Source organism: Pseudomonas sp. A39 (assembly GCF_058145955.1).
Genome location: NZ_JBYVMD010000049.1, coordinates 15,845 through 42,038 on the forward strand (window position 1 = coordinate 15,845; position 26,194 = coordinate 42,038).

Annotated in this window: 24 protein-coding genes and 5 pseudogenes; 18 read left to right on the top strand and 11 right to left on the bottom strand. The window is 60.4% G+C overall.

Annotation, left to right across the window (positions count from 1 at the left end; translation table 11 throughout):
• Positions 1 to 9: 9 nt before the first annotated feature.
• Positions 10 to 399 carry a helix-turn-helix domain-containing protein gene (locus AC3ZU9_RS26510; protein WP_206077242.1) on the bottom strand — a complete coding sequence of 130 codons (390 nt, stop codon included), beginning with the start codon at positions 397 to 399 and terminating at the stop codon, positions 10 to 12.
• Positions 400 to 582: 183 nt separating this feature from the next.
• Between AC3ZU9_RS26510 and AC3ZU9_RS26515 the strand changes: the two genes are divergently transcribed.
• From AC3ZU9_RS26515 to AC3ZU9_RS26545, 7 genes and pseudogenes are all read left to right on the top strand, one after another.
• Entirely contained in the window at positions 583 to 840 is a 258-nt protein-coding gene (locus AC3ZU9_RS26515; protein ID WP_224795908.1) for a CHC2 zinc finger domain-containing protein, read from the top strand.
• Positions 841 to 1,408: 568 nt separating this feature from the next.
• Positions 1,409 to 1,861: pseudogene (locus AC3ZU9_RS26520) on the top strand (ParA family protein); the annotation flags it as partial.
• Positions 1,862 to 3,138: 1,277 nt separating this feature from the next.
• Positions 3,139 to 3,258 (top strand): annotated as a pseudogene (locus tag AC3ZU9_RS26525) (HAMP domain-containing protein); the annotation flags it as partial.
• Positions 3,259 to 3,588: 330 nt separating this feature from the next.
• Positions 3,589 to 4,125 (top strand): annotated as a pseudogene (locus AC3ZU9_RS26530) (methyl-accepting chemotaxis protein); the annotation flags it as partial.
• A gap of 132 nt (positions 4,126 to 4,257) precedes the next feature.
• Positions 4,258 to 4,635 carry a hypothetical protein gene (locus tag AC3ZU9_RS26535; RefSeq protein WP_224795907.1) on the top strand — a complete coding sequence of 126 codons (378 nt, stop codon included), beginning with the start codon at positions 4,258 to 4,260 and terminating at the stop codon, positions 4,633 to 4,635.
• Between the two features lie 583 nt (positions 4,636 to 5,218).
• Positions 5,219 to 5,599 (top strand): hypothetical protein, encoded by a 381-nt coding sequence (locus tag AC3ZU9_RS26540; RefSeq protein ID WP_122811212.1) that lies wholly within the window; start codon positions 5,219 to 5,221, stop codon positions 5,597 to 5,599.
• A 13-nt stretch (positions 5,600 to 5,612) separates the two neighbouring features.
• On the top strand, positions 5,613 to 6,014 hold the full coding sequence (locus AC3ZU9_RS26545; protein WP_122811211.1) for a hypothetical protein: 402 nt from the start codon (positions 5,613 to 5,615) through the stop codon (positions 6,012 to 6,014).
• 46 nt (positions 6,015 to 6,060) lie between these two features.
• Here AC3ZU9_RS26545 and AC3ZU9_RS26550 read toward each other — a convergent pair.
• Positions 6,061 to 6,159 (bottom strand): annotated as a pseudogene (locus AC3ZU9_RS26550) (LysR family transcriptional regulator); the annotation flags it as partial.
• 222 nt (positions 6,160 to 6,381) lie between these two features.
• Between AC3ZU9_RS26550 and AC3ZU9_RS26555 the strand changes: the two are divergent.
• A complete protein-coding gene (locus AC3ZU9_RS26555; protein ID WP_015885070.1) occupies positions 6,382 to 6,840 on the top strand; it encodes an Hsp20 family protein in 459 nt (152 codons plus the stop codon).
• A gap of 123 nt (positions 6,841 to 6,963) precedes the next feature.
• Here the strand turns inward: AC3ZU9_RS26555 and AC3ZU9_RS26560 are convergent, their stop codons facing one another.
• The 3 genes from AC3ZU9_RS26560 to AC3ZU9_RS26570 form a co-directional block, all read right to left on the bottom strand.
• Positions 6,964 to 8,259: a cation:dicarboxylate symporter family transporter gene (locus tag AC3ZU9_RS26560; protein ID WP_015885069.1), complete on the bottom strand. Its 1,296-nt coding sequence runs from the start codon at positions 8,257 to 8,259 to the stop codon at positions 6,964 to 6,966.
• A 95-nt stretch (positions 8,260 to 8,354) separates the two neighbouring features.
• Positions 8,355 to 9,560: a pyridoxal phosphate-dependent aminotransferase gene (locus AC3ZU9_RS26565; protein ID WP_490091564.1), complete on the bottom strand. Its 1,206-nt coding sequence runs from the start codon at positions 9,558 to 9,560 to the stop codon at positions 8,355 to 8,357.
• Positions 9,557 to 10,222, bottom strand: coding sequence for an RraA family protein (locus AC3ZU9_RS26570; RefSeq protein WP_122811209.1), 666 nt, complete (start codon positions 10,220 to 10,222; stop codon positions 9,557 to 9,559). Before AC3ZU9_RS26570 ends, AC3ZU9_RS26565 begins: the two co-directional genes overlap by 4 nt.
• A gap of 122 nt (positions 10,223 to 10,344) precedes the next feature.
• Between AC3ZU9_RS26570 and AC3ZU9_RS26575 the strand changes: the two genes are divergently transcribed.
• Both AC3ZU9_RS26575 and AC3ZU9_RS26580 read left to right on the top strand, forming a co-directional pair.
• Positions 10,345 to 11,241 carry a LysR family transcriptional regulator gene (locus tag AC3ZU9_RS26575; RefSeq protein WP_102061933.1) on the top strand — a complete coding sequence of 299 codons (897 nt, stop codon included), beginning with the start codon at positions 10,345 to 10,347 and terminating at the stop codon, positions 11,239 to 11,241.
• Positions 11,242 to 11,361: 120 nt separating this feature from the next.
• Positions 11,362 to 12,405: an NAD(P)-dependent oxidoreductase gene (locus tag AC3ZU9_RS26580; RefSeq protein ID WP_102061932.1), complete on the top strand. Its 1,044-nt coding sequence runs from the start codon at positions 11,362 to 11,364 to the stop codon at positions 12,403 to 12,405.
• On the opposite strand, the gene AC3ZU9_RS26585 is transcribed toward AC3ZU9_RS26580, so the two are convergent.
• A complete protein-coding gene (locus tag AC3ZU9_RS26585) occupies positions 12,361 to 13,026 on the bottom strand; it encodes a TetR/AcrR family transcriptional regulator (RefSeq protein WP_250948210.1) in 666 nt (221 codons plus the stop codon). The genes AC3ZU9_RS26580 and AC3ZU9_RS26585 overlap by 45 nt on opposite strands.
• A gap of 121 nt (positions 13,027 to 13,147) precedes the next feature.
• Between AC3ZU9_RS26585 and AC3ZU9_RS26590 the strand changes: the two genes are divergently transcribed.
• The 4 genes from AC3ZU9_RS26590 (at position 13,148) to AC3ZU9_RS26605 (ending at position 17,340) form a co-directional block, all read left to right on the top strand.
• Positions 13,148 to 14,359 carry an MFS transporter gene (locus AC3ZU9_RS26590; protein WP_122811207.1) on the top strand — a complete coding sequence of 404 codons (1,212 nt, stop codon included), beginning with the start codon at positions 13,148 to 13,150 and terminating at the stop codon, positions 14,357 to 14,359.
• A 61-nt stretch (positions 14,360 to 14,420) separates the two neighbouring features.
• Positions 14,421 to 14,855, top strand: a complete 435-nt coding sequence (locus tag AC3ZU9_RS26595; RefSeq protein ID WP_064052793.1) for a hypothetical protein — start codon at positions 14,421 to 14,423, stop codon at positions 14,853 to 14,855.
• A complete protein-coding gene (locus tag AC3ZU9_RS26600) occupies positions 14,852 to 16,312 on the top strand; it encodes an ATPase domain-containing protein (protein WP_490091565.1) in 1,461 nt (486 codons plus the stop codon). Before AC3ZU9_RS26595 ends, AC3ZU9_RS26600 begins: the two co-directional genes overlap by 4 nt.
• 8 nt (positions 16,313 to 16,320) lie before the next feature.
• Positions 16,321 to 17,340: a sensor histidine kinase gene (locus AC3ZU9_RS26605; RefSeq protein ID WP_490091566.1), complete on the top strand. Its 1,020-nt coding sequence runs from the start codon at positions 16,321 to 16,323 to the stop codon at positions 17,338 to 17,340.
• On the opposite strand, the gene AC3ZU9_RS26610 is transcribed toward AC3ZU9_RS26605, so the two are convergent.
• Complete coding sequence (locus AC3ZU9_RS26610; RefSeq protein ID WP_102061926.1) at positions 17,337 to 18,398, bottom strand: SDR family oxidoreductase; 1,062 nt, start codon at positions 18,396 to 18,398, stop codon at positions 17,337 to 17,339. The two genes, AC3ZU9_RS26605 and AC3ZU9_RS26610, sit on opposite strands and share 4 nt — an antisense overlap.
• 157 nt (positions 18,399 to 18,555) lie before the next feature.
• Here AC3ZU9_RS26610 and AC3ZU9_RS26615 point away from each other — a divergent pair, with 157 nt between their 5' ends.
• Entirely contained in the window at positions 18,556 to 19,353 is a 798-nt protein-coding gene (locus tag AC3ZU9_RS26615) for a DNA/RNA non-specific endonuclease (protein ID WP_154845898.1), read from the top strand.
• On the opposite strand, the gene AC3ZU9_RS26620 is transcribed toward AC3ZU9_RS26615, so the two are convergent.
• Entirely contained in the window at positions 19,304 to 20,572 is a 1,269-nt protein-coding gene (locus AC3ZU9_RS26620) for an MFS transporter (RefSeq protein ID WP_015885057.1), read from the bottom strand. The two genes, AC3ZU9_RS26615 and AC3ZU9_RS26620, sit on opposite strands and share 50 nt — an antisense overlap.
• A gap of 272 nt (positions 20,573 to 20,844) precedes the next feature.
• Between AC3ZU9_RS26620 and AC3ZU9_RS26625 the strand changes: the two genes are divergently transcribed.
• Positions 20,845 to 22,056, top strand: coding sequence for a YeeE/YedE family protein (locus AC3ZU9_RS26625; protein ID WP_046036693.1), 1,212 nt, complete (start codon positions 20,845 to 20,847; stop codon positions 22,054 to 22,056).
• Between the two features lies 1 nt (position 22,057).
• Here the strand turns inward: AC3ZU9_RS26625 and AC3ZU9_RS26630 are convergent, their stop codons facing one another.
• Both AC3ZU9_RS26630 and AC3ZU9_RS26635 read right to left on the bottom strand, forming a co-directional pair.
• Positions 22,058 to 22,219 (bottom strand): DUF2986 domain-containing protein, encoded by a 162-nt coding sequence (locus AC3ZU9_RS26630; RefSeq protein ID WP_080567208.1) that lies wholly within the window; start codon positions 22,217 to 22,219, stop codon positions 22,058 to 22,060.
• Positions 22,220 to 22,338: 119 nt separating this feature from the next.
• Positions 22,339 to 23,379 (bottom strand): alpha/beta hydrolase family protein, encoded by a 1,041-nt coding sequence (locus AC3ZU9_RS26635; RefSeq protein ID WP_046036692.1) that lies wholly within the window; start codon positions 23,377 to 23,379, stop codon positions 22,339 to 22,341.
• Between the two features lie 135 nt (positions 23,380 to 23,514).
• On the opposite strand from AC3ZU9_RS26635, the gene msrA reads away from it, so the two are divergent.
• Positions 23,515 to 24,021 carry a peptide-methionine (S)-S-oxide reductase MsrA gene (gene msrA, locus AC3ZU9_RS26640; RefSeq protein WP_102061924.1) on the top strand — a complete coding sequence of 169 codons (507 nt, stop codon included), beginning with the start codon at positions 23,515 to 23,517 and terminating at the stop codon, positions 24,019 to 24,021.
• An 86-nt stretch (positions 24,022 to 24,107) separates the two neighbouring features.
• Here msrA and AC3ZU9_RS26645 read toward each other — a convergent pair whose 3' ends face one another.
• Positions 24,108 to 26,120, bottom strand: coding sequence for a methyl-accepting chemotaxis protein (locus tag AC3ZU9_RS26645; RefSeq protein ID WP_490091567.1), 2,013 nt, complete (start codon positions 26,118 to 26,120; stop codon positions 24,108 to 24,110).
• Here AC3ZU9_RS26645 and AC3ZU9_RS26650 point away from each other — a divergent pair.
• A pseudogene (locus tag AC3ZU9_RS26650) lies at positions 26,119 to 26,194 on the top strand (hypothetical protein); the annotation flags it as partial. The gene AC3ZU9_RS26645 and the pseudogene AC3ZU9_RS26650 overlap by 2 nt on opposite strands.

Here is a 26,194-nt window from a genome sequence, read left to right on the forward strand (position 1 = left end):
TTTTCTCGGTTATGCGCCGGGCAGCCTATTGTTATCCGCCCCCATGATTTTTGATGCCTGATACTTGAGAATCATCCCATCGAGCAGTGCCTTTACCACTGATTTCTCGGCTTCGGGCATATGGCTGACGGCCTCAAAGCGCAGGCGCAAATCGTCGGACGGTCCGCGTTCTCCTTCAGCGAACACCAAATCATCCAAACTGACGTGCAGAGCCTGAGCAAGCCGGATGAGGGCTTCTAAGGTTGGTTGCGCCGTCCCTGCCTCATAACGCCGAATCTGATTGACATGTACTGACGCGGTGTCAGCCAGAGTTTGCTGGGTGAGATCGGCAGCCTTACGCAGCTGAATCAGGCGTGTTGGGAAATGCATGGGTAGGAACCAGATCTTTTCGGATTCCATAACTGTATGCCCTGTCTCTGATAAGGTTTGAATTTGATACAGTATAAGGTATCAAAATAAAACCCCAAACGAGCGTTGACGTATTTTGGAGAAAACCCGATAGCCCGCATCCCCGAAGCCGAACTGGAACGCCTCAAGCGTGAGGTATCACTGGTTCGGCTGATCCAGTCGCAGGGCCATTAGCTGAAAAAGCGCGGCAAGGATTGGGTCATGCACTGCGTGCTCCATGACGAAAGCACGCCTAGCCTGTCGGTCTCCGACGAGAAAAACCTCTATCACTGCTTTGGCTGCGGGGCTGCTGGTTCGGTGATCGATTGGGTGATGAAAACACAAGGTGTGTCATTGCCGCACGCGGTCCAACTGCTGCGCAACGACGCACCGCTGGAAAACACGGAAACAGTCGGTGTGACACGCAGTCATGCCGACACCTCACTTCTTTAGCCGCGGGCTGTTCGGCTTCTGCTGCGCCTGAGCTCGAAGACGCCGTACTGCTTCGTTCGGTGGCCGAGTTCTACCACGCCAATTTCAATCAATCCCCCGAAGCACTGGCCTATCTGGAATCTCGCGGCCTGAATCATCCCGAGCGGATCGAGCATTTCCAGTAGGGGTATGCAAACAAAACCCTGACGTATCGCTTGCCCGCAGGGCATACCCAGGCGGGTCGGCAGGTGCGACAGCACCTGCAAGATTTAGGGGTTTTGCGTTCTACCGGACACGAACATTTGAACGGTTGTCTGGTCGTGCCGGTGCTGGGTCTGGAGGACGGCGCACGGCGCACGGCCGGAGCAGGCAGGGCGAGTGATGCAGCTTTAAGGACGGCGGATGCAGCCGAACAATAAAATTCCGGCCGACCAGTCCCTGCATATGTACTTGGCCACGCCGTTGCGCGGGGTAGAGACGCCTGCAGAGATGCAGGCTTTTTTTTGCCTTTCTCCGGCGTGATCAAAGCGCACAGCCTGACCAGCATGGAGCCACCTCTAATCCTACGATTCAGAGGTAAACATCCTGAAAAGTCGCTGCAGTCGTTTCAACCAAAGGCGGGCCGGGTAAAACCACGGTCGGCGTCAACCTGGGCGCGTTCTGCGCCGATGCAGGGATCCGCATCCTGCCCATCGATCTGGATAATCAGCCGTCGCTGTCGTCGTTTTATGCGCTATCGCATGAGGCGCTTGAAAGGATTGACTACCACTTCAATGAGGGCGAGAGCATTACTGGCATTCCCAGTGGTTTGGAGGTGATGCGCCATATCACAGGCGGCTTTCAAGATGCTGATTTGATCGTCATTGCGGCGCGTCCTTCTATGGGGAAAACCAGTCTGACATTTAGTGTCGTGGATGCCACGCCACAACAGAAGCCAACCAACACGGTCCAGATCTATAGTCATGTCGATGGGAGACAAACGGCCTCCAGCACAGATCAATCCGATAGCGACCGCAGCGCTTACCCTACAAGACTCCCTTGAAGCAGTGATGGCTCGGAGACATCACTGCTATCAAAGCGTTCCTAAGTTGTACAAAAATAAATATATGTACAGCTTTTCATAAAGTTCTCAATCTCAATGCCGACAGGATGTCTGAAACGTTCAATTACATAAAACGTGATTAGCCGAATGAGCCAGACAGAGCCAGGCATTCGAGAAAATGGAGTGTTCTCAACTACACATCAACTACAAACCGTCCCATTCCGGGCTGTGAGAACTCCATGAACATCCTTGCTCCTGCCGTACACCTGGCTGACCGATTACGCTTCTCGACGAAATTCGGTGTGCTTGCAATCATCGTCCTAATCCCTTTGGTTCTGCTCGGTACGCGCGTGATCCATCAGATCAACGGAAGCCTTGAGGTCATTCGCTCGGAACAAGTAGGCCAGCGCTATCTATTGGATGTAACGCCTGTACTACGCCTATCGATGTTGCAACGCGCACTCACCAACCGCTTGCTCAGCGGGGATAGAACCGCTCAAGCCGATCTGTCGGCCAACCAGTTGAAGTTGGAGGACGCGTTTTCGAAACTGGCTGCAACCGACCGACAACTCAACACACAGCTGGAAACCGGTGATCGAGTGCAGCGTCTGCACTCTGGGGCGCAGCGTTTGATTGAGCTGGCGAAAGCGGATGCCAACCAGAGTGCCATCTTCGACGACTGGAACGATCAGCTCACCGAGACGTTGAACTTCGTGTACTACGTATCGGCCACGTCGGGCATGGTGCTGGATGAAGATTACGCATCGTTGTTCATGATCGATCAGAGCACCTTGAGGCTGCCACGACAAATCAATATCGTCGGGCAATTGCGCGGGCTGGCCAGCGGGCTACATGACGGGCAAACGTTGAATGCGGGTGAGCGCAGCGTCATCAAGTCGATGCTTAAAAATGAGTTACTCATCCATAAAGAACTTCAGCAAAGCCTGGCACTTTTGCGCCGCAGAGAACCCGCCCTCACCGATAGTATTCAGGCGCCGATCACCAGTGCTTTTGCGAGCCTCGACAGCTTCCGCGCCGACCTCGAAGTATTGATTGGCGCGCCAGGCGACATCATCAGCGGCGTGCAGAACTTGCCGGCTAAGGGCAATGCGGTGGTGGCTGAGTTGTACAAAGCGCAAGACACGCTGCAAGACGCACTGTTGAATGCGCTTGAACGTCGAGTTCAGGAAAAAACGTCGGAACGACTATTCATTTTAGGTATGTTTGTCGTTCTTGGCCTGTTGCTGATGTATGTGTTCAGCGGCATCTACAGCGCCATGCGTCGCACGATCAACGATGTTTTGATTGCCACCCAACTCATTGCTCAGGGCGACCTGAGCGTACGAGTTCAAGTGCGCGGCAAAGATGAAATGGCCGACGTGGGCAACGGCCTTAACCATATGGTGCAAGGCTTTGGCTCCTCGCTTGCCCAGGTCGAGCGCAGTTCACAATCGGTCTCCGATGCGGCGGAGCGCATTGGGCTGTCGATTGACCGGGCTAAACGCGCGATGAGCGCCCAGCAAAGCGAAACCGAACAAGTCGCTACGGCTATCAACGAGATGACCACCAGCGTTGCGGACGTGGCGCAAAACACCGAGGGTGCCGCCCACGCCGCTGGGCACGCCAGCCAGTCCTCAAACACCGGCCTGGCGAAGATGCAGGAAACTCGCGTGACTATTGAAGCCTTGGCCGATGAGGTAGAGCGCAGTGCGCAAAAGGTTTCGGCACTCGCGCAACACAGCCAGCAGATCGGCGGCGTGATTGAGGTGATCCGCAACATTGCTGATCAAACCAACCTACTGGCGTTGAACGCGGCCATTGAGGCGGCCCGCGCCGGTGAGCAGGGTCGAGGATTCGCGGTGGTCGCCGACGAGGTCAGAACTCTGGCCTCGCGCACACAAAACTCAACCGAAGAGATTCGCCGGATTATCCAAGAGCTGCAACTGGCGACAGGCGACGCCGTCGAGCAAATGAAAGCGGGCAAACTGCGCGCGCAGGAATGCATCGAATCCGCTGATCAGGCGTCGACTAGCCTGGATGCAATCAATGACGGCGTTGAGCAAATCGTAGGAATGAACACCCAGATAGCCAGCGCGGCGGTTCAGCAGCACGCCGTTTCGGAGGATATCAATCGCAATGTGACCGAGATTCGTAACGGTAGCGTTGCGCTGATGGAGGGCATAGAGGACAACGCTGTGACTGCGGAGGAGCTCACGCTGCTGGCAGGGGAATTGCGTACTGTCGTTTCGCGTTTCAAGCTGTAACGCGGCAAAGGGGGGCCGAATTTGTTGGCAATAAAAGATTTGTGGCACAGTCCGTTTCGGGTAAATGGGGTCTGACCCCAATTAGTTTTTGAGCCCTAAAACTACCGTATACCCATTAATGTAAGGGCTAAAATGAAAATTAACTTTTATTTGGAAGAGTCAATGGGTGATCCAACTCCGTGGTGTAGCACGGATGTGGGGGGGGCAAATGACGTTGATCTTCTTGCGTGCCTTTTGCTTGACGATGGAGGACTACCTTTGGGTTGCACTATTTCTTGGCTGGATGAGGGGTTGAGTAGAATAATTTCAGTGAAAAACGCCGAGAAAGTTTTCACTGATTGGGTGCGTGAAACTTGGGCAGCTGATATTTCGATAAGTGAGGTTAAAGTCTACTCACTTCATGATGAGGAGTTTGCAGTTACAATTAGTTTAGATGACTTCGAAAAGGCTTTGCTAGGTTGGAGAAATTTTGTTGTGTCATTTCAGCAGGGAGAGAAGTTTTTAGGGTGAGGTACCCATAAAGGCGTTGAGACAGTCTGCTTGCCCGAGCGTACGAATTCGATGCTCAAGAGACTATTCAGGCGGCATTATTGTTTATAAGGTCTCGCGCGATCGGGCTTTCTAGATTTTTTGATGCGATAGTGGATGACGCTGAAAAGATACTTCTGGCCGGAGACTGGCCGAAAATTCCTGACATTTACAGCATTCCAAAAGAGTATGGCTATGCCGATGCCAAGTAATAACGGCCTGGGTCAAACTAGTAGGAAAAGGCTCTTGGCTGCAAAAACGTGCATACAGATAAGGTCGAGAAAGTAGATCGCTGAGACGCCTCGTCTCCGGGTAGCTGACAACGACCGTCTCCTTTTCTTACAGATCATTAATTTGCCCAGCTTTGACAAGCCATCCCAACCCGACTAACTTTCCTGGCGTGACGCATTCATGCGAACCACGCTATGCAGCAATTCCATCTCTCCACCACGTTTTTCGTGGCCCCAGTGCGCCTAACAGCCAGCAAATGACTGTTAATCATTGGCTCCCTGGTTCGAATCCAGCTCATGGAGCCATATAGCGACATAAAGAGAAACCTGCAGAGATGCAGGCTTTTTTTGCCTTGGATTTGACCCGGCCCTCCCTGGCCAACGCACAAGTCGTTGCCTTAGACAACGATCCTCAATGTCATAGCGTTGAGTCCGTAAAGCGGGCGTTTGTCCGACTCCTGAAAAATAAAGTCATGGATCCATTTTGGATGCGGTGGAACTGGCCTTATCTGCCAACCCACCACTGGCTTGTCTGCTGGCAAACGTCATCCCAGCAGTTATTCATCCGTCACCACCCATTTATTGTTCAGGAATCCAACAACCGTGATAGCCAGCACCGCATTGCCTTATTCCGCACCTCTATCCTTTTTGCAGCGAGAGCAACCCACCACTTCGCCAATGGCGTCGCACCCACCTACCGTCCCATCACTGAATGAATCACAAACACCTGTGTACAAGCCCTTCGTCTTAACGGGCGATGCTTCCAACTACTACCTCAAGGACTCTGCCAACCCCCGTCAATCGCACTCGCTCTATCTTCTGGATACCAAGAAGGGGGTCTATAAGCAGAGCGCCACGCTCGTCATATCCGATGGGAATGGAGGCTGGCAGAGGGATGTCGGTTTGAAGGGCGGCAAGGAAGATCCGAGAGTGACACAACAAGCCACTCTTAGACGAGAGTTGCAGCAAAACCTGGTTCAGGCCAGGTCTACGGCGGTCCAGACGGCTTCAGCGGTGGACGCAGAAGGTGCTGCTAACGGCGGCTATGTTTCGAACGCAACGCTTACCGCCAACGCTGAGGCTCAGAACGCAGTGCGGCTGCTTGAAGCAGCCCTGCGTAACTTAGCGTAAGGAGGAGGGGGGAAGTGTCCGAGCACTACGTCTTGCGTGATTATCACCCCCCGGCGCGCACCAGCACGCCGCGCTCCAGTTCATCCACCACCGCACTCTGCGGCAACCAGGCAATGCCATAGCCCTCGATAGCCATGCGCATCAACCTGAAATGTTTGAGATAGGGCTCACAGTGTCGCTTTGGTCGATCCCACAACGATCCTTGCGCGCCGGTGCATCAGCCTTTCTTCAGGGGATCATGACCCCGGATAAAAAAATTTTACGGACCCCGCTTGAAATTTTTCCGCCTGAACCTACTTAGGCTTTACGCGATGCCGAATCCGGGTCGCGTACTTAATCACTTGGAGAAAACTCAGGAGATTTTGCAATGGCTACTACTCTTTCGTTGGCCCCACTGTTCCGCCACTCCGTCGGCTTTGACCGATTCAATGACCTTTTCGAATCGGCGCTTCGCAGCGAGGCCGGTACCACCTATCCTCCTCACAACGTCGAAAAGCACGGCGATGACCACTACCGAATCGTCATCGCGGCCGCAGGCCTGGTGGAGGATGACCTGGATATCCAGGTGGAAAAAGGTGTGCTGACCGTCGCCGGCGGCAAGCGCGAACACAATGAAGGCATCACCTACCTGCACCAGGGCATCGCCCAGCGCGCGTTTCGCCTGTCGTTCCGCCTGGTCGACCACATTGAAGTGCAGGGCGCGCAGCTTTCCAATGGTTTGCTGAGCATTGACCTGCTCAGGGTCGTACCGGAGGAAGCCAAGCCTAAGCGTATTGCGATTGGTGGTGCTGCGAAGGCGGATGTGAAGTCCATCAGCGAGCAGTGACTGAAATGAATAAAGGCGCTCTTTGGAGCGCCTTTATTCGTGGTCTTCATACACGATGTCGCGGTGCCCAAACGGAGCAAGCTCCCTCGCCACTGGCACAGTGTTCTCCCTTAGCTGAAGGGATCACGGCTTGTTCTGCACACCACAATCCGGGAGTGTTTGGGCTGTTTGCTGCTGCGCAGCCCGTGCCTCCCGGCTCTCCCACTTGGCAATCACCAACGGCGCCAGCGCATTGCCCAACACGTTCAGGGCGGTCGTCGGCATTTCCATCAAGCGATACACCCCCGCGATGAACGCGATCCCTTCCAATGGCAACCCGGCACTGGCCAGGGTCGCCGACAGAATCACGAACATAAACCCTGGCACCCCCGCAGCGCCTTTCGAGGTGAGCACCATCGTCACCACCAGCAGCGCCTGGTCCCCAAAGCTCAGGTCGATACCGTACAACTGCGCCACGAACAAGGTGCCGATGCCGAGGAACAGCGAGGCACCGTCGAGGTTGAACGAATACCCCACCGGTACCACAAAGCTCACCAGTGAAGGCGGGACGCCGTAGGTTTCGAGCTTCTTCATCAGTTGCGGCATCACCGCCGCCGAGCTGGCGGTGGAGAAGGCCAATACCAGTTCATCCTTGATATGCCGCATCAGCGCGAACAAGTTGATGCCGCACAGGCGTGCCACCAGGTTCAGCACCACCAGTACAAAAAAGGCGATGGCCACGTAGCTGACCATGATCAACTTGGCCAGCGGCATCAGTGAGCCGAAACCGAAGTTGGCCACGGTCACCGCGATCATGCCGAACACGCCGATGGGCGAGTAGGCCATGATCATCGAGGTGACCTTGAACATCGCATCCGAGACGCCCCGTAGCAGGGCAATCACTGGGTCTTTGCGCTCGGCGGGCAAGCGCGCCACACCCAACCCGAACATCACCGCAAAAAACAGCACCGACAACAGGCTGCCCTGGGCCATGGCGTTGATCACGTTGTCCGGGATGATGCCGACGATGATTTGCCCCAGGCTGTGGCCGCCACCATTGCTGGTGGGCAGGGTGATAGTCGCCGCGTGCAGGCTGGACAATTCCGTGCCGGCGCCCGGCTTGAGCAGGTTGCCCAGCACCAGCCCGACGATGATCGCCAAGGTGGTGATGCAGAAAAAATACCCCAGTGAGCGCGCCCCGATCCGGCCCAGGGATTTGCCGTCACCGTGGCCCGCAATGCCCACCACCATGCAGGAGAATACGATAGGCACCACGATCATCTTCATCAACTTGATAAAGATGTCGCCCGCCGGTTGCAAGAGATTGTCCACCAGCCACGGCCGGGATTCGGGAAAGCGGTGCAGCAGGGCACCCAGGGCGATGCCGGCGAGCAAGCCGATCATGATTTGCCAGACCAGCGCGATACGGGGCGTGTGCATAGGAATGCCTCATTTGAGATCAATGATTTTAAGTTGTTGTTCTAGGCAGTCAAAACAGCGGCCGTCCGTGGGTCGCCGGGTGCAGCGGGAAACCGTCAGCGCAGGTCGCGGCAAGCGTCCTTGAGACGACGGCACCCTTCTTCGATCACTTCTAACGAGCTTGCGAAGGACAGGCGCACATAGGGCGACATGCCATACGCTGCGCCGCTCACGGTGGCCAGGCCGTAGTCACGCAGCAGGTAGTCCACCAGTTGGGTGTCGCTGTCGAGGCGATCGCCTTGTGGGGTGAGCTTGCCCATCAGTGCGCTGACGTTGGCGAACACGTAGAACGCGCCGTCCGGCGGGGTGCAGCTCACGCCGGGGATGCCCGCCAGCAGGGCCAGCATGTGTGCGCGGCGTTGCTGGTATTCCTCGCGCATCGCGGCGATGGGCGTCTGGTCTCCGGCAAACGCAGCCACGGCAGCCGCCTGGCTCAACGAGCTGGGGCACGTGGTGGTCTGCGACAGCAGCTTGGCGATGGCCGCGATCAGCCAGGTGGGGCCGGCACCAAAACCCAGGCGCCAGCCGGTCATGGCGTAGCCTTTGGAGGCACCGTTGACGATCAGCGTGCGCGGCTTGAGGTCGGGCGCCAGGCGCGTCAATGGCACGTGCCGGGCTTCGCCATACACGAAGTGCTCGTAGATTTCGTCGGCCATGATCAGCACGTGAGGATGACGCCGCAGCACCTGTGCCAGCGCCTGCAGGTCGGCCTCACTGTAGACCGCGCCGCTGGGGTTGTTCGGGCTGTTGAGGATCACCCATTTGGTCCGCGGGGTGATCGCCCGTTCCAAGGCGTCGGGCGACAGCTTGAACCCCAGGCTTTCGTCGCCGGGAATAATCACCGGCGTTGCATCGTTGAGCCGTGCGATATCGGGGTACGACACCCAGTAAGGCGTGTGCACGATGACTTCATCACCCCGATTCAGCGTGGCGGCCAGCGCGTGATAGATGATGTGCTTGCCGCCGCAACCGGCCACCACTTCATCCAGCCCGTAGGCCAGGTCGTTGTCCCGTTGCAGCTTGAGGCAGATGGCCTGGCGCAGGGCGAGGGTGCCGGTGGTTGGTGTGTAATGGGTGTCGCCGCTGTGCATCGCCTGGCCGGCGGCTGCAAGGATATGCGCCGGGGTGTCGAAGTCCGGCTCGCCTACGGTGAAGTTGACTATATCGCGGCCCTGGGCGCGCAACTCGGTCACCAGCGCATTGGCGGCAATGCTGGGGGAGGGCGCGATGCCCAGGACGCGGTCAGACAAAAAGTGCTTCATGGCGCCAACCCTGCATTGTCCAGGACCTTGTCGATCCAGCTCTGGCGCACGGCACCGCTGGCGATCTCGGCTTTGACGGCGTCTTCATGTTCGGCATGCTGCGCGGCGCGGCGCAGCACTTCGGCGGCGTCTGCCTGGGAGAACGCGACCAGGCCGTCTTCATCGCCTACCAGCAGGTCGCCGGGGTTGATGATCATACCGCCGATCGACACCGGCACGTTCACTTCGCCGGGGCCGGTTTTGTACGGGCCGGTGTGCACAACGGCGCGGGCATAGCACGGGGTGTCCTCGAAGCTGGCGACATCGCGGATCGCCCCATCAATCACAAACCCCACGCAGCCGCGTTGCTGGGCGTAGAGCTTGACCAGCTCGCCGATCACCGCGTTGTTGGTATCGCCCTGGCCATCCACCACCAGCACATGGCCGGGTTGCAGCAGGCTCAAGGCTTTGTAGATCAGCAGGTTGTCGCCGGGGCGGGTTTTTACCGTGATTGCCGTACCGACCAATTTGCCGGTGCGGTTGTAGCGCGTGAGGCCACGGGCGCCGATGTGCCGGCCGAGGTTGTCGCTGACGTGCGGGGTGACCACCTGGGCGAAGGCCTCGACCAATTCGGCCGAGGCCATGGGGGCGTTGGGAAGGATGCGTGAACCGGGCAAGGACATGGCAAATCTCCAGAATCGTTGGATAGCAACGGGCTATGGCCAGATCTTAGGAGTGATGATCGGAGAGTTTTAGCGATATTTTATGATGTGTTAGCATCGCTTTTTTTCATGAGTGGTCCACCATGATCACCTTCAAGCAAATGGACGCGCTGTACTGGATCGCTGAACTGGGCAGCTTCGAAGCGGCGGCCAACAAGCTGAACATGTCGCAGTCGGCCATCTCCAAGCGTATCCAGGAGCTGGAAGACACCTTCGACGTCGAGATTTTCGACCGCAGCAAGCGCAATGCCCGGCTGACGGAAAAGGGCGGCGAGCTGCTCGACTACGCCCGTGACTTGCTCAACAGCCGCGACCAATTGCTGGAACGGGTCAGCGCCCGTGAGGTGCTGGTGCGCAGGTTTCGCCTGGGCGTCACTGAACTCACCGCGCTCACCTGGTTACCGGCGTTGGTGGAAGCGCTGCGCCAGGCCTACCCCAAGGTGCAAATCGAGCCGTCGGTGGAGCTCAGCAGCGAGCTGTTCCGCAAACTGGAAAGCGACCAACTGGACCTGGTGATCGTGCCCGACGTGTACAGCGATCCGCGTTTCCACAGCACCGCGCTGCAATGCGTGGAAAACGCCTGGATCTGTTCGCCGGGTCTTATCCCTGACGCAGACCCTGTCAGCCTTGAAACCCTGGCCAACTACACGGTGTTGACCCAGGGTTCACAGTCGGGCACCGGCTTGATCTACGAGCGCTGGCTGGCCGCGCACAACGTGCAGATGCCACGCACACTCACCAGCCATAACCTGCTGGTGCAGGTGGGGTTGGCGTTGTCGGGGATCGGTGTGAGCTATTTGCCCAAGGCGTGTCTGTCCCACCTGATCGAACAAGGGGCGTTGCGCGCGTTGGTCACGCAGCCGGAATTGCCGACTATTCAGTATGTGGCGCTGCACCGGGTGGATCGGCAATTTGGCTTGAACCAGGACGTGGCGCGGATGGCGCAGGCGTGCTGCAATTTTTCGCGCCTGTTGTTTTAGCGCACGTGGAGCGTGGCCAGGCCGGTGGGTATGCCTGTGTCTCGGTAGCGTGATGGCGTAAGTTCAACGTTCTTGACGATGCATCGACCCGCTCCTCTCTCTAGCAAGAGGTCCAAGCGCATGGCATTTACCACCCTGATACTGGATGCACCCGGCCCTCCATTGTTATTTGAGGAAGTTGACCGCTTCCTTGAGTTGGGCCTGGTGGTCACCCTCAATCTCTATTATTTCGCGGATAAACACAGCATTCGCCAACACTATGGCGAGCGCCTGCGGTACACCGAGATCAACGGCCACGACAGGCAAGCGTTCATCGATGCCGTGACTCAGGCCGGGGGGTACAGCGTGTTCAAGACGCGCCTGAATATTCCCATGGACGGTGAACTGATCCGCGCCGCCGTATCACCGGCCTTGCCCACGCCGCTGCGCGCTATCGCCCAAGCCGGTGCAGGCCTCAACCATATCGACCAGCTAGAGGCGCAGCGGTGTGGTGTGACCTTGCTGAACACGCCGGGCGCCAACGCGGCGGCGGTCGCCGATTATGTGGTGGCCCAGGCGTTGTTTTTATCCAGAGACCTGGACCACTACAACGCTGAAACGCACAGCGGTCGCTGGTCCAAGGGCACCTTGGCGCCAAGCCTCGAATTCAGCGAACTCACGCTAGGGTTGGTCGGCACGGGCAGCATTGCTCAAGAGGTCGCACGCAAAGCGGGATCGCTCGGTATCAAGGTCATCGCCACCGGTTCCGAACGTTTTACCGAGCAGGCCGCGCGCAGCCTTGGGCTTGAGCGACGACCAACCCTCGAGCACGTGCTGGGGGAGGCCGACGTGGTCTCTATCCACGTCCCGCTGACACCGCTCACCCGAGGCCTGTTCGGGCTTGCCCAGTTCAGGCAAATGCGCCAAGGGTCGGTGCTGATCAACACCGCTCGCGGCGGCATCGTCGATGAAGCCCAGTTGGCAAGCTTCATGACCGCGTTTCCCAGGCACATCAAAGCGGTCGCCATCGATACCTTCGCGCTGGAAAAAGACCGCTTCAACTCGCCCCTAGCAGGCGTCGGCACTGCCCAACTCACACCGCATATCGCAGGCAACACGACGACGGCGATCCGTAGGGCTTCACGGCAGATTGTCGACAAGATCCATGCGTTCAGCCTCACGTGAGCCTGTGGCCAGGGAGGCCGCAATATCCCAGGTCATCAGGAGTTGGCTGATCGCTGCGTCGAGGGTGGCGTGCGGGACGTTATCGCGCGCCAGAATCGAAACGCCCTGCAGGAAACTATCAAACACCGACGCCATCACTGCCGGGTTAACCGTGGGCGGCAACTGCCCCAAGCGAATCGCCCGTTCCACACACGCCACAATCCCCGCCCGCGTACGCAGCCGCGACTGCGTCAACCCATCCGCCACCCGCGCATTCTCCGGGCTCGGCGCGCTCATCACGCCCAGCGCCACCATGCAGCCCTTGGGGTGTCCGTCTTCACACTGCATGCGCGCGGATTGGCGCAGTGCGGTTTCAACGGCCCGGCGCGGTGGCAGGTTTTCGTCCCACAGGCATTCAGTGACTTGGGCGTAGGTCGCCAGGTAGCGCTGCACGCATTCGTCGAACAACGCTTCTTTGGAACCGAAGGCCGCGTAGAAACTCGGCGCGGAGATCCCGCCGCCCAGGCCGGCCTTGAGCTGGGCCAGTGACGTGGCGTCGTAGCCGTGCTGCCAGAACAGGTGCATGGCCTGTTCCACGGCGTGTTCACGGTCGAAGGTGCGTGGGCGGCCCATCTGTGCCATGAGAGATCTCCGGTGGAAAGCGAGATAAATACTAGTCGATACATAAGTCGTTGACAACGCATGGCGTACGCCCGCAACATCTGTATCGATCAGTATTTAAGTCCCGCTCAAGGAGTTTCCCGTGACCCCCTCATTGACCTTATCGGCGTCATCCGACCGTCTGCCCATCGGCGCCTTGCTCGCCCTGGCGATGACCGGCTTTATCTGCATCGTCACCGAAACCCTGCCCGCCGGCCTCTTGCCGTTGATCAGCGACGGCCTGGCGATTTCCCCGTCCATGGCCGGGCAGATGGTCACCGCGTATGCCTTGGGCTCGGTGCTGGCGGTGATCCCCATGACCATCGCCACCCGCGGCTGGCGCCGGCGTAATGTGCTGCTGCTGACCATCGTCGGCTTTTTGCTGTTCAACTCCATCACGGCGCTGTCGTCCCACTATGGCGTGACCCTGGTGGCACGCTTCTTTGCCGGTGTCGCGGCGGGGTTGGCCTGGAGCCTGCTGGCCGGTTACGCCCGGCGTATGGTCGCGCCCCATCAACAGGGCAGGGCGCTGGCGTTGGCGATGGTCGGTACGCCGATTGCGCTGTCGTTGGGTGTGCCGCTGGGTACCTGGCTGGGCGGCTTGGTGGGGTGGCGCACGACCTTCGGCCTGATGTCGGCCGTGAGCCTGGTGCTGATTGCGTGGGTGCTGGTGAAAGTTCCGGACTACGCGCCCCAGCCTGCGCATCAACGCGTGTCGTTGGGCAAGGTGCTGACGACGCCGGGCGTACGGCCGGTGCTCGCGGTGGTCATCACGTGGATGCTGGCGCACAACATTCTGTACACCTACATTGCACCGTTCGTGGCGCCTGCCGGCTTGGCGGAGCGGGTCGACCTGGTGCTGTTGGTGTTCGGGGTGGCCGCGTTGGCGGGGATCTGGATCGCGGCCAGGTTGGTGGAGCCGCTCTTGCGCAACACGGTCCTGGCCAGCCTGGCGGTGTTTGGGGGCGTCTCGCTGGTGTTGGGCTTTTTCGGTGGCGTGCCTGAAGTGGTCTACCTCGGTGTGGCGGTCTGGGGCCTGAGTTTTGGCGGCGCGGCAACCTTGCTGCAAACCGCGCTGGCCGATGCTGCGGGGGATGGCGCGGATGTGGCGCTGTCGCTGAACGTGGTGGCCTGGAACAGCGCCATTGCCGGCAGCGGCGTGGTCGGCGGGGTATTGCTGGGTACCTGGGGCGTGGCGTCGTTTCCGTGGGCGATGCTGGTGTTGGTGGGCGTGTCCCTGGCGATTGCCTGGGGTGCCAGCGCCCATGGTTTCAAGCCCGGCCGACGGGCCGGTGAGGCAATAGTGGCCCATTAAACCTTCGGTCGAGCGCCATAGGGTGTACGCTGGGTCTCAATTCATCGGATATTAGTCCTTCATGTCCACACAAAGCGAAGAGAGCCGCCAGATCGTAGCTTCTCTGGCGCACCGTGTTGGTCCCACCGCTGATATTGCAGGCATCGCCCAGGCGATCATGTCGATATTGCAGGACATGGACGCAGCACTCACCCCCATTATCGGGCAGCAAGGCTGTGTCGCGCTGTTGCGTCGCAGCCTGCACCTCAGCGCCTCGAAGCATGCGCGACTGGCCGGTGTGCATGACCGCGTGCAGGCCGCGCCGGATCGGGCCGAACTCAAAGCCCTATTGCTCGAGCAGAGCGAAGCCGATGCGCTGTTTTTCGGTGAAGAGCTGTTGACCACCTTTTACGCCTTGCTCACCACGCTGATCGGGCCCTCGCTGACCGCGCGTTTACTGCGCGACGTATGGGCACCTTCTTTGAGCGACACCCCTTCGCAGGAAAATTCGCCATGAGCACCAAAGTAACTATCAACCGCCTGGCTACCGGTGTGCCAGGTCTGGACGAGGTGCTGGGCGGAGGTTTGCCGGAGTTTTCGTTCAACCTGATCGCCGGCCCGCCTGGCTGCGGCAAGACCACCTTGGCGCATCAGATGATGTTCGCCTTGGCGACACCTGAACGCCCTGCGCTGTTTTTCACCGTGCTGGGCGAGCCGCCGCTGAAGATGCTGCGTTATCAGCAGCAGTTCGACTTTTTCGACAACGAGGCGATCAACCAGTCGATCCGCTACATCAACCTGGTCGACGACACCCTGGCCGGTGATTTGGATGAAGTGCTGCGGCGCATCGTCAGCGAAGTCGAGGCGCATTCACCGTCGCTGGTGTTTGTCGACTCCTTCCGTTCGGTGGTGCTGGCCAGCCAGACCCAGCACAACCCCAACAACAACCTGCCGCAGTTCGTTCAGCAACTGGGCATGTTGATGACCACCTGGCAGGCGACCACCTTCCTGATCGGCGAGTATTTCACCGAAACCGACACCAACCCGATTTTCACCGTGGCCGATGGGCTGATCTGGTTGCGCCAGAGCGTCGAGCGCAATTCGATGGTGCGCAAGATGGAAATCATGAAGATGCGCGGCCAGCCGACCTTGCCGGGGCTGCACACGTTCCGGATCGCCAGTTCGGGCATTAAGGTGTTCGCACCGGCCCCGCTCAACCCGGTCGAGACGCCGATGACGCTGCCGGTGCAACGCCTGAAAATGGGCGTGCCACGCCTCGACGAGATGCTCGGCGGCGGCCTACCCCGTGGTTACTCGCTGCTGGTGGCGGGGCCTTCGGGGTCGGGCAAAAGCATTCTCGCGGCAACCTTCCTGGCCGAGGGCGCACGCAATGGCGAAACCGGGGTTATCGCGGTGTTCGAGCAACGCCCCAATCACTCGCAAAACGGCACGCTCGCTGACTTGATCCTCAGCGGCAAGGTTGGCCTGGTGGACAGCCGGGCGCCGGACCTGTCGATTGATGAGATCGTCCAACTGCTGCTCAGCGAAATCAGCCGCCTGAGCGCCACGCGGGTAGTCATCGATTCACTGTCGGGCTTTGAGTTGGCTTTGGCGCCGACCTTTCGCGCCGACTTCCGCGAGTCGTTGTCGCGCATGGTCACCGCGTTGACCCGCGCCGGGGTCAGTGTGTTGATGACGTCGGAGCTGGAAGACCGCTACACCGACCTGCGCTTCAGCCCCTACGGCACGGCGTTCCTCACCGACGCGATCATCGTGCAGCGCTACATCGAAGTGCGCAGCCGCCTGTTGCGCATCATGGCCGTGGTCAAAGTGCGCGCCAGCGCCCACTGCGACGAGCTGCGCCAATACCACATCAATGACGATGGCCTGCAGATCGGCGAGATGCTCGTTGACCAGGAGGGGCTGCTCGGTGGACGCCCGACCACCCGGCGCACAGGAGACCCTGATGTTTGAGCTGACCCATGAGTAATACGCCCGGAGAGGAGGAGCGTAAGGTGGCCAATGCTGCCCACGAACTCTTCCTGCTCGGCCAGAAAACCGTTGAAGCCCGCGCGGTATTGGCCGCGCTGCAGCAACAGCTGGACGACGCCAACAGCCGTTTGGAGGATTCCCAGCACGTCGAGCAACTGATCGAGGCCAACCAGCAGTTAGTGTTGGCGATACTCCTGGCGCAATCCGACGCGGTTGCGGCCCCCCAGGTCGAGGATCAGCCGCTGTTTCAGGCGCTGCGCGAAGCGAACGCGCAGTTGGTGATCGCCGCACTCAGCGCCCAGGACCTGCAGGCCACGGCGGAGCAGGCTTTGGGCCAGCAAAAAAGCATCCTGGCGATGGTCGCCCACGAGCTGCGCAGCCCGCTGACGCCGATCAGCCTGATTGCCGAGCGCATGGTGCGGCTGCCCAGCGACCAACTGCCGCGCATGCGCGAGTTGATCGAAGGCCAGGTGCAGCATATTTCCCAATTGGTCGACGACCTGTTGGATGTCTCACGCGCCAGCACCGGCAAACTGCGCATCCACCGCCGTGAGGTGGACATGCTGCGCATCCTGAATGCTGCCGTCGACGCCTGCAGCCCGGTGATGATCTCCCGCAAACAGCAATTCGACGTGGCGCTGCCCGACGCCGTCCTGACCGTGGACGGCGACCCCGTGCGACTTGCGCAGATCCTGCACAACCTGCTGGGCAACGCGGCCAAGTACACCCAGGCGGGCGGCACCATTGCGATGGTGGTGACCGCGGAGGCCGGACAGCTGAAGATCAGCATTGCCGACAACGGCATTGGCGTAACCGCCAAGGCCTTGCCGTTCATTTTTGATCCTTATGTGCAAGACGCCCACGCCATCGGTTTCAACAGTGCCGGCCTGGGCATTGGTTTGACCGTGGTGCGCGAACTGGTCGAAGCCCATGGCGGCACGGTGACGGGCAAGAGTGAGGGGCATGGCAAGGGCAGCGAGTTTGTGGTGAGGCTGCCCCTGTCGAGCTAAGGGATCAACCGCGCGGTGCGCAACTGATCGAACACCGCGAAAAACGCCTGGTCGCTGGCCTGGTAAGCGGTGAACCCCAGCTGGCGGCTCTTGGACATGTCCGTGACCACCTCGATCGGCCGCCCCAGGTCGGCATCGGTGTGCCACGGCGAGACGAGCCGGCTGATGTCGGCTTCTTTCAACCCATGCTGCGCAACCATCTGGCTCCAGGCGGACTGGTCATCGGCCATCTGCTGCTCAAGCGGGCAGGGCTGGGCGGGGAAGTCTGCCGGGGTGAGGCCGAAGTAATCGGCGATTTGCCCCCACATCCATTGCCAGCGAAACACATCGCCATTGGTGATGTTGAACGCCTGGTTCGCCGCCGCCGGTGTGGTCGCTGCCCATAGCTGTTGTTGGGCCAGTTGCCGGGCATCGGTCATGTCGGTGAGGCTGTCCCACTGCACACGCGAACCTGGGAACACAAACGGGCGCCCGGTGTGTTTGCACACGCTGGCGTAGACGGCGAGGGTGGTCGCCATGTTCATCGCATTGCCCACGGCCACGCCCGTGACGGTGTGCGGGCGGTGCACGCTCCAGGTGAAGCCGTCTTTCTCGGCCGCAGCGAACACTTCGTCCTCTTGGGCGTAGTAGAAATTCTCCACGTCCAAGCGGCCTTGTTCTTCGCGGAACGGGGTCTGCGGCAGGCTGCCCTTGCCATAGTTTTCGAACGGGCCGAGGTAGTGCTTCAAACCGGTCACCAGGGCCACATGCTGCACCGTGCCGGCGGGGCGCACGGCGTCCAGCACGTTGCGCACCATGGCGGCGTTGACGCGGATGTTCTCGGCTTCCGTGGCCTGGCGCGACCAGGTGGTGATGAACACATGGGTGGGTTTCAACTCGGCCAGTGCCTGCTGTACTGAGGCCGGGTCTTGCAAGTCGGCGGCTACCGGGATCACGCCGGGTATCTGGGACGGGCTACGGGACAGCGCGGCAACCTGCCACTGGTTATCGAGCAGTAACTGGGTGGTGGCGCTGCCAACGATGCCGCTGGCGCCCACGACGAGTGCGGTCTGGGTCATACAATTCTCCCTAGGATGTAGGGTTCTGAGCCCTGGCGTGTAGGAGAGGTTCAACCTTATCCGTGAGCCTTGCGGCACCAAACCGGCATATCAGGGTCCATACGCCCCGCACGAACATTCGCGCTCGTCCGTTTACCCTCACCATAAGATCTAACGCATGTACCTACGCAAGATTGCAGTCGGGCTGTCGGCCCTCGTTTTACTCTCCACCGCTGTAGACGCACGCAGCCTGGCCAATCCCTACACCCCCACGCAGCAACGCAGTTCGTTTGACGGTTGCGCCCAACTTTTTCCCGCCACCACCCCGATCAACATGGCCACCGTCCCGGCGTCGATGAAGCCCTTGGCCCTGTGCTCCGACACCTTCGCGGTGCTGTACTCGCAAACCAGCAAGACCCCGCTGGTGGTGGTTGAACGCCTGAATGCCGCGCAGTTGAAAGACGCCAAAGGCGAGGAGCGCACCAACCAGTTCTACCCCGACCCACGCATCCCCAAGGCCGGGCGCGCCGAGCTGAGCGACTACCGCAGCCAGCACCCGGCCGTGGACCGTGGCCACCAGGCCCCGGCCGCCGATGCACCCAACGCCCATGCCATGGCTCAATCCTTCGCGCTGTCGAACATGGTGCCGCAAGACCCCACCAACAACCGCAAGATCTGGAGCAAGGTCGAGGCCGACGTGCGCAAGTTTGCCCAGCGCTCCGGCGGCGATGTGTACGTGTTTACCGGCCCGCTGTTCGACGCCGGCTACAGCACCATCGGTAAAAACAAGGTCTGGGTGCCGACGCGCCTGTTCAAGCTGGTGTACGACGCCTCGTCCCGGCGCGCCTGGGCGTATGTGCTGCCCAATGCTGAGACGCGCATCCAGAAGCCGATGGACTACGACACCTTCGTGAAGAGCACCGGGCTCAAGTTGTTGGGGAATCTTCCGGTTTCCGGGTCGGTGGGGCGGACGTGATCGACGCGGGCCGATCCATCTGGCGCTTGAGGGTATAGAGCGCCACACCCACCGCCAGGATGCCCGACACGGCGCCGACCCCCAGCGCCCAGCGCGGCCCGAGGTGGTCGGCCACCCAGCCGACGATAGGCGCGCCGATCGGCGTGCCGCCCAGGGCCACGCCGACACGCAGGGCGATCACCCGGCCGCGCATGGCCGGCTCGGTGGTGAGTTGCATCAGGCTGTTGGTGGTGTTGCTGAAGGTCATGGCGCCCACGCCGATGATCACCAGCGCCACGGCAAACAGCCAGTAGTTCGGCGCGAGGGCCGCCAACGTGCAGCCGATCCCGAAGATCGCCGCGCCGTTGAGCAGTGACCTGAACTGCGGCCGTTCACGGCCAGCCGCGATCAAGGCGCCGGCGATGGTGCCGATGGCCAACGTCGAAGACAACAGGCCATAGCCGCGCGCATCGGTATCGAACACGCGGACCGCCATGGTCGAGATGAAAATCGGAAAGTTCATGCCGAAGGTGCCGATCAGAAACAGCATCAGCAGGATCGCCTTCAAGTCCGGCCGCGCCCACACATAGCGCAAGCCCTCGGTGAGGCTGCCCTTGGTGCGCAGGGCGCGAACCTTGGCGTGCTGCCCCGACACCCGCAGGAAAAACAACGACGCCAGCACCGCAAAAAAACTGCTGCCGTTGAGCAGGAATGCCCAGCCGGTGCCCACCGACGCGATGGTCAGGCCGGCCACCGCCGGGCCGATCATGCGCGCCATATTGAACGAGGTGGAATTGAGCGCGATGGCGTTGGACAAGTCCTTCTCGGCCACCAGCTCCGCGACGAAAATCTGCCGCACCGGCGCATCGAACGCCGACGCGCAGCCGGACAGGAACGCGAACACATACACGTGCCACAGCTCGACAAACCCGGTGATGGTGAACACCCCCAGCGTCAGCGCCAGCAAGCCCATGACCGCCTGGGTGACGATCAGCAGCTTGCGCTGGTCATAGTGGTCGGCGGCAAACCCGGTCCACGGCAACAGCAGCAACTGCGGCCCGAACTGCAACGACATGACGATGCCGACAGCGGCGGCGTTGTGCGGGGTGAGCTGAGTGAGTACCAGCCAGTCCTGGGCGGTGCGTTGCATCCAAGTGCCGATATTGGACACCAACGCACCCGCGGCCCAGATGCGGTAGTTGGGGCTGCGCAGCGAGCGGAAGGTGCCGAGGAAACTCATGGCGGTATTTTTACTCCTCAAGGCGAGATGATCTAAACAGCGCCTGGGTGTATGACGCGGCAGGCGCAGTTCACCGCCACAGTGAAGATCAATGTGGGAGTTGTCGAGCCCCAGCGAGGCTACGAAGGCGGCGGTATTGCTGGCATTTTCTTTGCCTGACCCACCGCCATCGCAGCCTCGCTGAAGCTCGACAGCTCCCACACTGAATATCCCCCCACGGCGTTATACTCGCCCCCTCGCAATCAACCCATTCAATCAACCCGGGATACCCCATGAGCACCTCTCTCCCTTTCACCCCTGCGCGCAAGCCTGTCGCGCCGCTGGTGGCCTTTATCATCCTGGTGCTGGGCGCCCTGTTCCTGCAAAACAGTGTCGGCTCACGCCAGGTGCTGTTACTGGTGGTCGGCGCTGCACTGGGCTTGACCCTTTACCATGCGGCCTTCGGTTTTACCTCGGCCTGGCGTGTGTTTATCAATGATCGCCGTGGCGCCGGCTTGCGTGCGCAGATGGTGATGCTGGCGGTGGCGGTGCTGCTGTTCTTCCCCGCGTTGGGGGCGGGCAGCTTGTTCGGCCAGCCGGTGGTCGGGCTGGTGGCGCCGGCCGGGGTGTCGGTGGTGTTCGGGGCGTTTATCTTCGGGATCGGCATGCAGCTGGGCGGCGGTTGTGCGTCGGGCACGTTGTTCACCGTGGGCGGCGGTAATGCGCGCATGCTGGTGACGTTGTTGTTCTTCATCTGTGGTTCGTTGATTGCCACACACCACGTTGACTGGTGGTTTGCGCTGCCTGCGTTCCCGGCGGTGTCCATCGTCAAGAGCTTCGGTGTGCTGCCGGCGCTGGGCTTGAGCCTGACTGTGTTTGCGCTCATTGCGGTTATCACCGTGCGCCTGGAGAAGGGCCGTCATGGTCAGCTGGAAGAGGGCGTAAAAAGCGAGCACCAAGGCGTGCGCCGCTTCCTGCGTGGGCCATGGCCACTGGTGTGGGGCGCCATCGGCCTGGCCCTGCTCAACTACGCCACCCTGGCATTGGCGGGGCGGCCATGGGGTATTACTTCTGCGTTCGCCTTGTGGGGCGCCAAGGTGGCAAGCGGTCTGGGTGTGGACGTGGCCAGCTGGGCGTTCTGGCAAATGCCGGGCAATGCCAAGGCCCTCGCCGCGCCGGTATGGGAAGACATCACCAGCGTCATGGACATCGGCATTGTCCTCGGCGCGTTGTTGGCCGCAGGCCTGGCCGGGCGTTTCGCCCCCAGCCTGAACATCCCGGCGCGCTCGCTGGTGGCGGCGGTGATCGGCGGCCTGTTGCTCGGCTATGGCTCGCGTCTGGCCTACGGCTGCAACATCGGCGCGTACTTCAGCGGCATCGCCTCGGGCAGCCTGCATGGTTGGGTGTGGCTGGTGGCGGCGTTTATCGGCAATGGTGTGGGCGTGCGGTTACGGCCGTTTTTCTTTGCCGGCGAGCGGCCGCAGGTCGCGTTGAGCGGTTGCTGAGTCAGCTCTGCGGGGAAATGTCTGGCGCCTGAGCGGCTTCAGCCGCCAGCTTTTCCCGGTCCGCCTTGCTGACGTACGTATCTTTTTTCTTCGGCGCCAATTTGGCGCTGGCTTTTTTGGCTTTGGCCTTGAAGAGCTGCTGGAGTTTTTTCTGGCGATTCATGTCTTTTACCAACCTTTGAAAGGCCTCGATGATACCAGTTTAAAAAAGCGGGCTGTTCCCCTGCGCGCTTTTCAGCATAAGGCGCTTGATAAAGCCTTTTCCGACTGTTGGCGTTGCTCTTAGGGGTGAGCCGTGCGCTGCAAAAATTCGCTGATCAGCGCGATCACCTGCTGCTGGATCACCGCTCGCGGCCGAGCGCCCTCACCATCCCGGCAGATCATGCCATCGCCTGGCGAACTCTCTTCAACCAAGGCCATGCCACCTGGCTTGCAGATCGGCATGAAACTGAAGTGAGTGGCATCGTCGATCTTCACGTACTGCGTCGACGCCTCTGGCAGCCGCTTGGCCAAGTCGGCGGACTCCAGATTGAAGTCCATATCCTCGGTTGGCACGCCCCCAGCAATCACCAATGTCGGCACTTGCAGTGCGGCCAGGCTGGCGTCGGTCATACCGCGCGACAGGCCCAGGTCCAATGACACGATGGCGGTAACGCGCTTGTCGCGCAAATCCGCCGCCAGTTGGGCCTTCCCGTCTGGTGTGCCGGCGGGGTTCATCTCCCGGTAGCCAATGCAACCGCCCAGCTTGGGGTGGACGGCGCAGTCGCGACTGAACAGGTCGGGGTCGAAGCGCGCCCCGGCGATTTCCAGCACGGTCCAGCCGCCGAGGGAGTGGCCCACGGCGGCAATCTGGTTTTTCGCCACCGCGCCAAATTGCTTCGGCTGGGCCAGGACCGCGTCGATAGCACGGCTCAGGTCGGCCGGGCGTTGCCATAACTGCGCGGCGTTTTGCGGGCTGCGGTCCTGGGTAGTGGTGCCGGGGTGGTTGACCGCCGCCACGATGTAACCCTTGTGCGCCAAAGCACTGGCCAGCCACACCTGTTTGCCCCAATTGCCGCCGTAACCGTGGGAGAGCACGACCAGCGGATGGTCGCCGCTGGCCGGTGGTGCGTCAGGCACGGCAAGGGCGCCGATGAAGACCGCGTTGTCGGCGATCAGCTGGGGTTGAACAGTGGTGGCGGCGGGGTACCAGACCACCATTTCAAGCGCGCGGTTGGTTTGCGCGGCGGGCAGCGTGGTGGTTGTGAAACCGACGGAGCGTTCGTCGGCGAAGGCAGGCGTGGCCAGGCAGAGCAGGAACAGGGCGCGAAAAGCAGTTTTCATTTTTGTTATCGTCCTTGATTCGGGGCGTGCATCATTACCTGAAACCGTTCGTCCGGGTATCCCCCCAACCCGCCCTTGGTATTGGCCAACACAGCCCCATAACTACCCTGTATCCATTCAGGGGAAATGCCGACCATGACCAACCAAACCGAAACCGCCATTCTTGCCGGCGGTTGCTTCTGGGGCATGCAAGACCTTTTGCGCCGCTACCCCGGCGTGCTGTACACGCGGGTTGGCTACACCGGCGGCGATGTGCCGAACGCCACCTACCGCAACCATGGCAACCATGCCGAAGCGATTGAGATCGTGTTTGACCCGGCGGTGATCAGTTACCGGCAGCTTCTTGAATTCTTTTTCCAGATCCATGACCCGAGCACGGCTAACCGACAGGGCAATGACCTTGGGCCCAGTTATCGCTCGGCGATTTATTACCTGAGTGAGCAGCAGCGGGATATCGCTGAAGATACGGCTGCGGATGTCGATGCATCCAAGTTGTGGCCGGGTCGGGTGGTGACAGAGATCGAGCCGGCCGGACCGTTTTGGGAAGCGGAGCCGGAGCATCAGGATTATCTGGAGCGGATTCCTAATGGGTATACGTGCCACTTTGTGCGGCCAAATTGGAAGCTGCCGAAGCGGGGTTGAAGAGGGCGGTGAGGAGGAAGGTCAAGGGTGGCGGCGCGCCAGCGAAAGGTGTGCGCGCCGCCTCTTGATGTGAACCGTTGCCTTGCCTACGCGTGGGTCAGCCCGGTCAACGTATCCGCAATGGTTTTGGTGCGTTGCGCCGTGCCTTCCGTGGCGCGGCTGGAGGCCTCCAGTGCATCGAGCATCTCGCGCAGTGCGCCGACCCCGGTGGACTGATCTTCAATCTGCTGCGCAACGCGCTGGATCTCACTCGACAGCAGGTCGATATCCACACCGATTTCCGCCGCATTCTTACGCGTGATCTCCGCCAGTTTTCGCACCTCATCGGCCACCACCGCAAAGCCCCGGCCCAGGTCACCCGCGCGCGCCGCTTCGATGGCGGCGTTGAGCGCCAGCAGGTTGGTCTGCCCGGCGATCTGCTGGATCACCTGCACAATCGACTGGATACGCAAACTCGAACCGGCCAGCGTCCGCGCGCCTTCAACGGCAACATCCGCCTGGCTGGACAGCCCCTCCACCGTCGCCCCTGCCTGGGCCGACACGCTGTTTTGCCGATCAATAGTGCCCACCAGGTCGTCCATCGACGCATGCAGCTCACCGGAGTAATGCTTGAGCTGCGCAGCGATGTCCTCCTGCTGACGCTCGGCATGTGCCAGCACCAGGCCCAAGTCCGCCAGGCCTTCGAACACCGGCAGGATATTGCGGTCCAGCCCACGGGTATTCAGGGTGTTGGTGAAGTCGTTGTTCTTGAATGCGGCAATCTGCTTGACCACCACATGGTTCAACCCCGCCAGCTTCTTCACCTGGCGACGTAGGAAAAACGCCTTGAACTCGCCATAGTGCGCGATGAAATTATCCACGTACTCATCACTGAAACTGGCACCCTTGGCGACCCGAAAAAAGAAAATCGCCGTCAGCGTCTGGTTCAGGTTCAACCCCAGAATCTCCCCAAAGGTCGAGAACCCCGCCAGCGGCACATCGCCAAACGTCCCGGCCATGCTGCCCAGCTCGGCGGCGTTGTTGAGCCGACGCAAAATGCAGTCATTCAAAATACCCGCCACCGGCACACCGCCCTTGCCACGCAAAAATTGCTCGTAGTCCAACCGCGTCGCCTCACGCAACGGTGTGCGCCGCACCATCACCAACTCCTCGCCCGGCGCCACGTCGCAAAACAACTGCACGATCTGCTGCTCAAAGTCGATGCGCGCAATGGACCGCACGAACAACTCACTGCCCACCCGGATCGCGAACGAATAATCCGCCAGCTTCGACTCCAGCGCCTGGGGCGCACAACTGAACGCATCACACAGCGCCTGCACCATGCTCTTGATATTGCCGGCGCTGTCGATCACCTGATCAATTGTGCGGTCCTCCACCGAAGCCGTCAGCACACTGAAGGTCAAATCCGCCGGCTTGAAGTTCTGGCTCTTGAACACCCCAAACCGCACCTGCGCCGCCGTCTTCAGGAACACAATCTGAGCATGGTGCTGATAACTGCGCTGGCCGTCATGAATCAGTGTCTTCTTGAAATCCGATTTACCCCCGGCCGACCCCCCCACAAACAGGCAAGGAAAGCGGCCCGACTCATACAGCGCCTCCATAAAAAACGACTCCGACGCCGACAACCCATCGAACACCACATACGCCAACGTATCGCGATGATCAATCGCGGTCCGCACCTGCACCCGCTTGATATTGCTCACCAACTTGGCAATGCGCTCCTGCATGCCCATGCGCTTGCCGCCACTGCGGATGTCCTCGCATTCCAGCGGCACCATCACGACTTCGGCGGAGGCGATCACACTGTCGTCGAACAGCTGCAAGACGATCCGGTCCCAACGCTCGCCCGTGGCGCAATACAGCGAATTGGGTGCGTTGCAGAGCTCGCCGGAGGTGGTGCAGAGGCTGATGGTGGACTGGGGGAAGCGGCGTTTGAGCTTGACGGCGATGGCGTCGATGTCGAGGTGGGGGGAAATGAAACCGGTGATCAGGGTGGGGGTGATGCGCAGGGTGGTGAGGGAAGCGTCCAGGTCGTTGGCGGTGCAGGTGAGCGTGGTGGTGTTTTGACGAGCGGCCCGGGGGCTTTTGAAGAGGGACAACTCCGGCGGTTTTGCCTTCCATATCGCCGGGCAGTTCCCGGGCTTGAACCTGGCCTTCTGGGCGATCCGAGGAT

Coding starts and splice junctions, on each gene's coding strand:
- AC3ZU9_RS26510 (WP_206077242.1), bottom strand. CDS start 399: ATGGAATCCGAAAAGATCTGGTTCCTACCCATGCATTTCCCAACACGC.
- AC3ZU9_RS26535 (WP_224795907.1), top strand. CDS start 4,258: ATGAAAATTAACTTTTATTTGGAAGAGTCAATGGGTGATCCAACTCCG.
- AC3ZU9_RS26540 (WP_122811212.1), top strand. CDS start 5,219: ATGCAGGCTTTTTTTGCCTTGGATTTGACCCGGCCCTCCCTGGCCAAC.
- AC3ZU9_RS26555 (WP_015885070.1), top strand. CDS start 6,382: ATGGCTACTACTCTTTCGTTGGCCCCACTGTTCCGCCACTCCGTCGGC.
- AC3ZU9_RS26560 (WP_015885069.1), bottom strand. CDS start 8,259: ATGCACACGCCCCGTATCGCGCTGGTCTGGCAAATCATGATCGGCTTG.
- AC3ZU9_RS26565 (WP_490091564.1), bottom strand. CDS start 9,560: ATGAAGCACTTTTTGTCTGACCGCGTCCTGGGCATCGCGCCCTCCCCC.
- AC3ZU9_RS26570 (WP_122811209.1), bottom strand. CDS start 10,222: ATGTCCTTGCCCGGTTCACGCATCCTTCCCAACGCCCCCATGGCCTCG.
- AC3ZU9_RS26575 (WP_102061933.1), top strand. CDS start 10,345: ATGATCACCTTCAAGCAAATGGACGCGCTGTACTGGATCGCTGAACTG.
- AC3ZU9_RS26580 (WP_102061932.1), top strand. CDS start 11,362: ATGGCATTTACCACCCTGATACTGGATGCACCCGGCCCTCCATTGTTA.
- AC3ZU9_RS26585 (WP_250948210.1), bottom strand. CDS start 13,026: ATGGCACAGATGGGCCGCCCACGCACCTTCGACCGTGAACACGCCGTG.
- AC3ZU9_RS26595 (WP_064052793.1), top strand. CDS start 14,421: ATGTCCACACAAAGCGAAGAGAGCCGCCAGATCGTAGCTTCTCTGGCG.
- AC3ZU9_RS26600 (WP_490091565.1), top strand. CDS start 14,852: ATGAGCACCAAAGTAACTATCAACCGCCTGGCTACCGGTGTGCCAGGT.
- AC3ZU9_RS26605 (WP_490091566.1), top strand. CDS start 16,321: ATGAGTAATACGCCCGGAGAGGAGGAGCGTAAGGTGGCCAATGCTGCC.
- AC3ZU9_RS26610 (WP_102061926.1), bottom strand. CDS start 18,398: ATGACCCAGACCGCACTCGTCGTGGGCGCCAGCGGCATCGTTGGCAGC.
- AC3ZU9_RS26615 (WP_154845898.1), top strand. CDS start 18,556: ATGTACCTACGCAAGATTGCAGTCGGGCTGTCGGCCCTCGTTTTACTC.
- AC3ZU9_RS26620 (WP_015885057.1), bottom strand. CDS start 20,572: ATGAGTTTCCTCGGCACCTTCCGCTCGCTGCGCAGCCCCAACTACCGC.
- AC3ZU9_RS26625 (WP_046036693.1), top strand. CDS start 20,845: ATGAGCACCTCTCTCCCTTTCACCCCTGCGCGCAAGCCTGTCGCGCCG.
- AC3ZU9_RS26630 (WP_080567208.1), bottom strand. CDS start 22,219: ATGAATCGCCAGAAAAAACTCCAGCAGCTCTTCAAGGCCAAAGCCAAA.
- AC3ZU9_RS26635 (WP_046036692.1), bottom strand. CDS start 23,379: ATGAAAACTGCTTTTCGCGCCCTGTTCCTGCTCTGCCTGGCCACGCCT.
- msrA (WP_102061924.1), top strand. CDS start 23,515: ATGACCAACCAAACCGAAACCGCCATTCTTGCCGGCGGTTGCTTCTGG.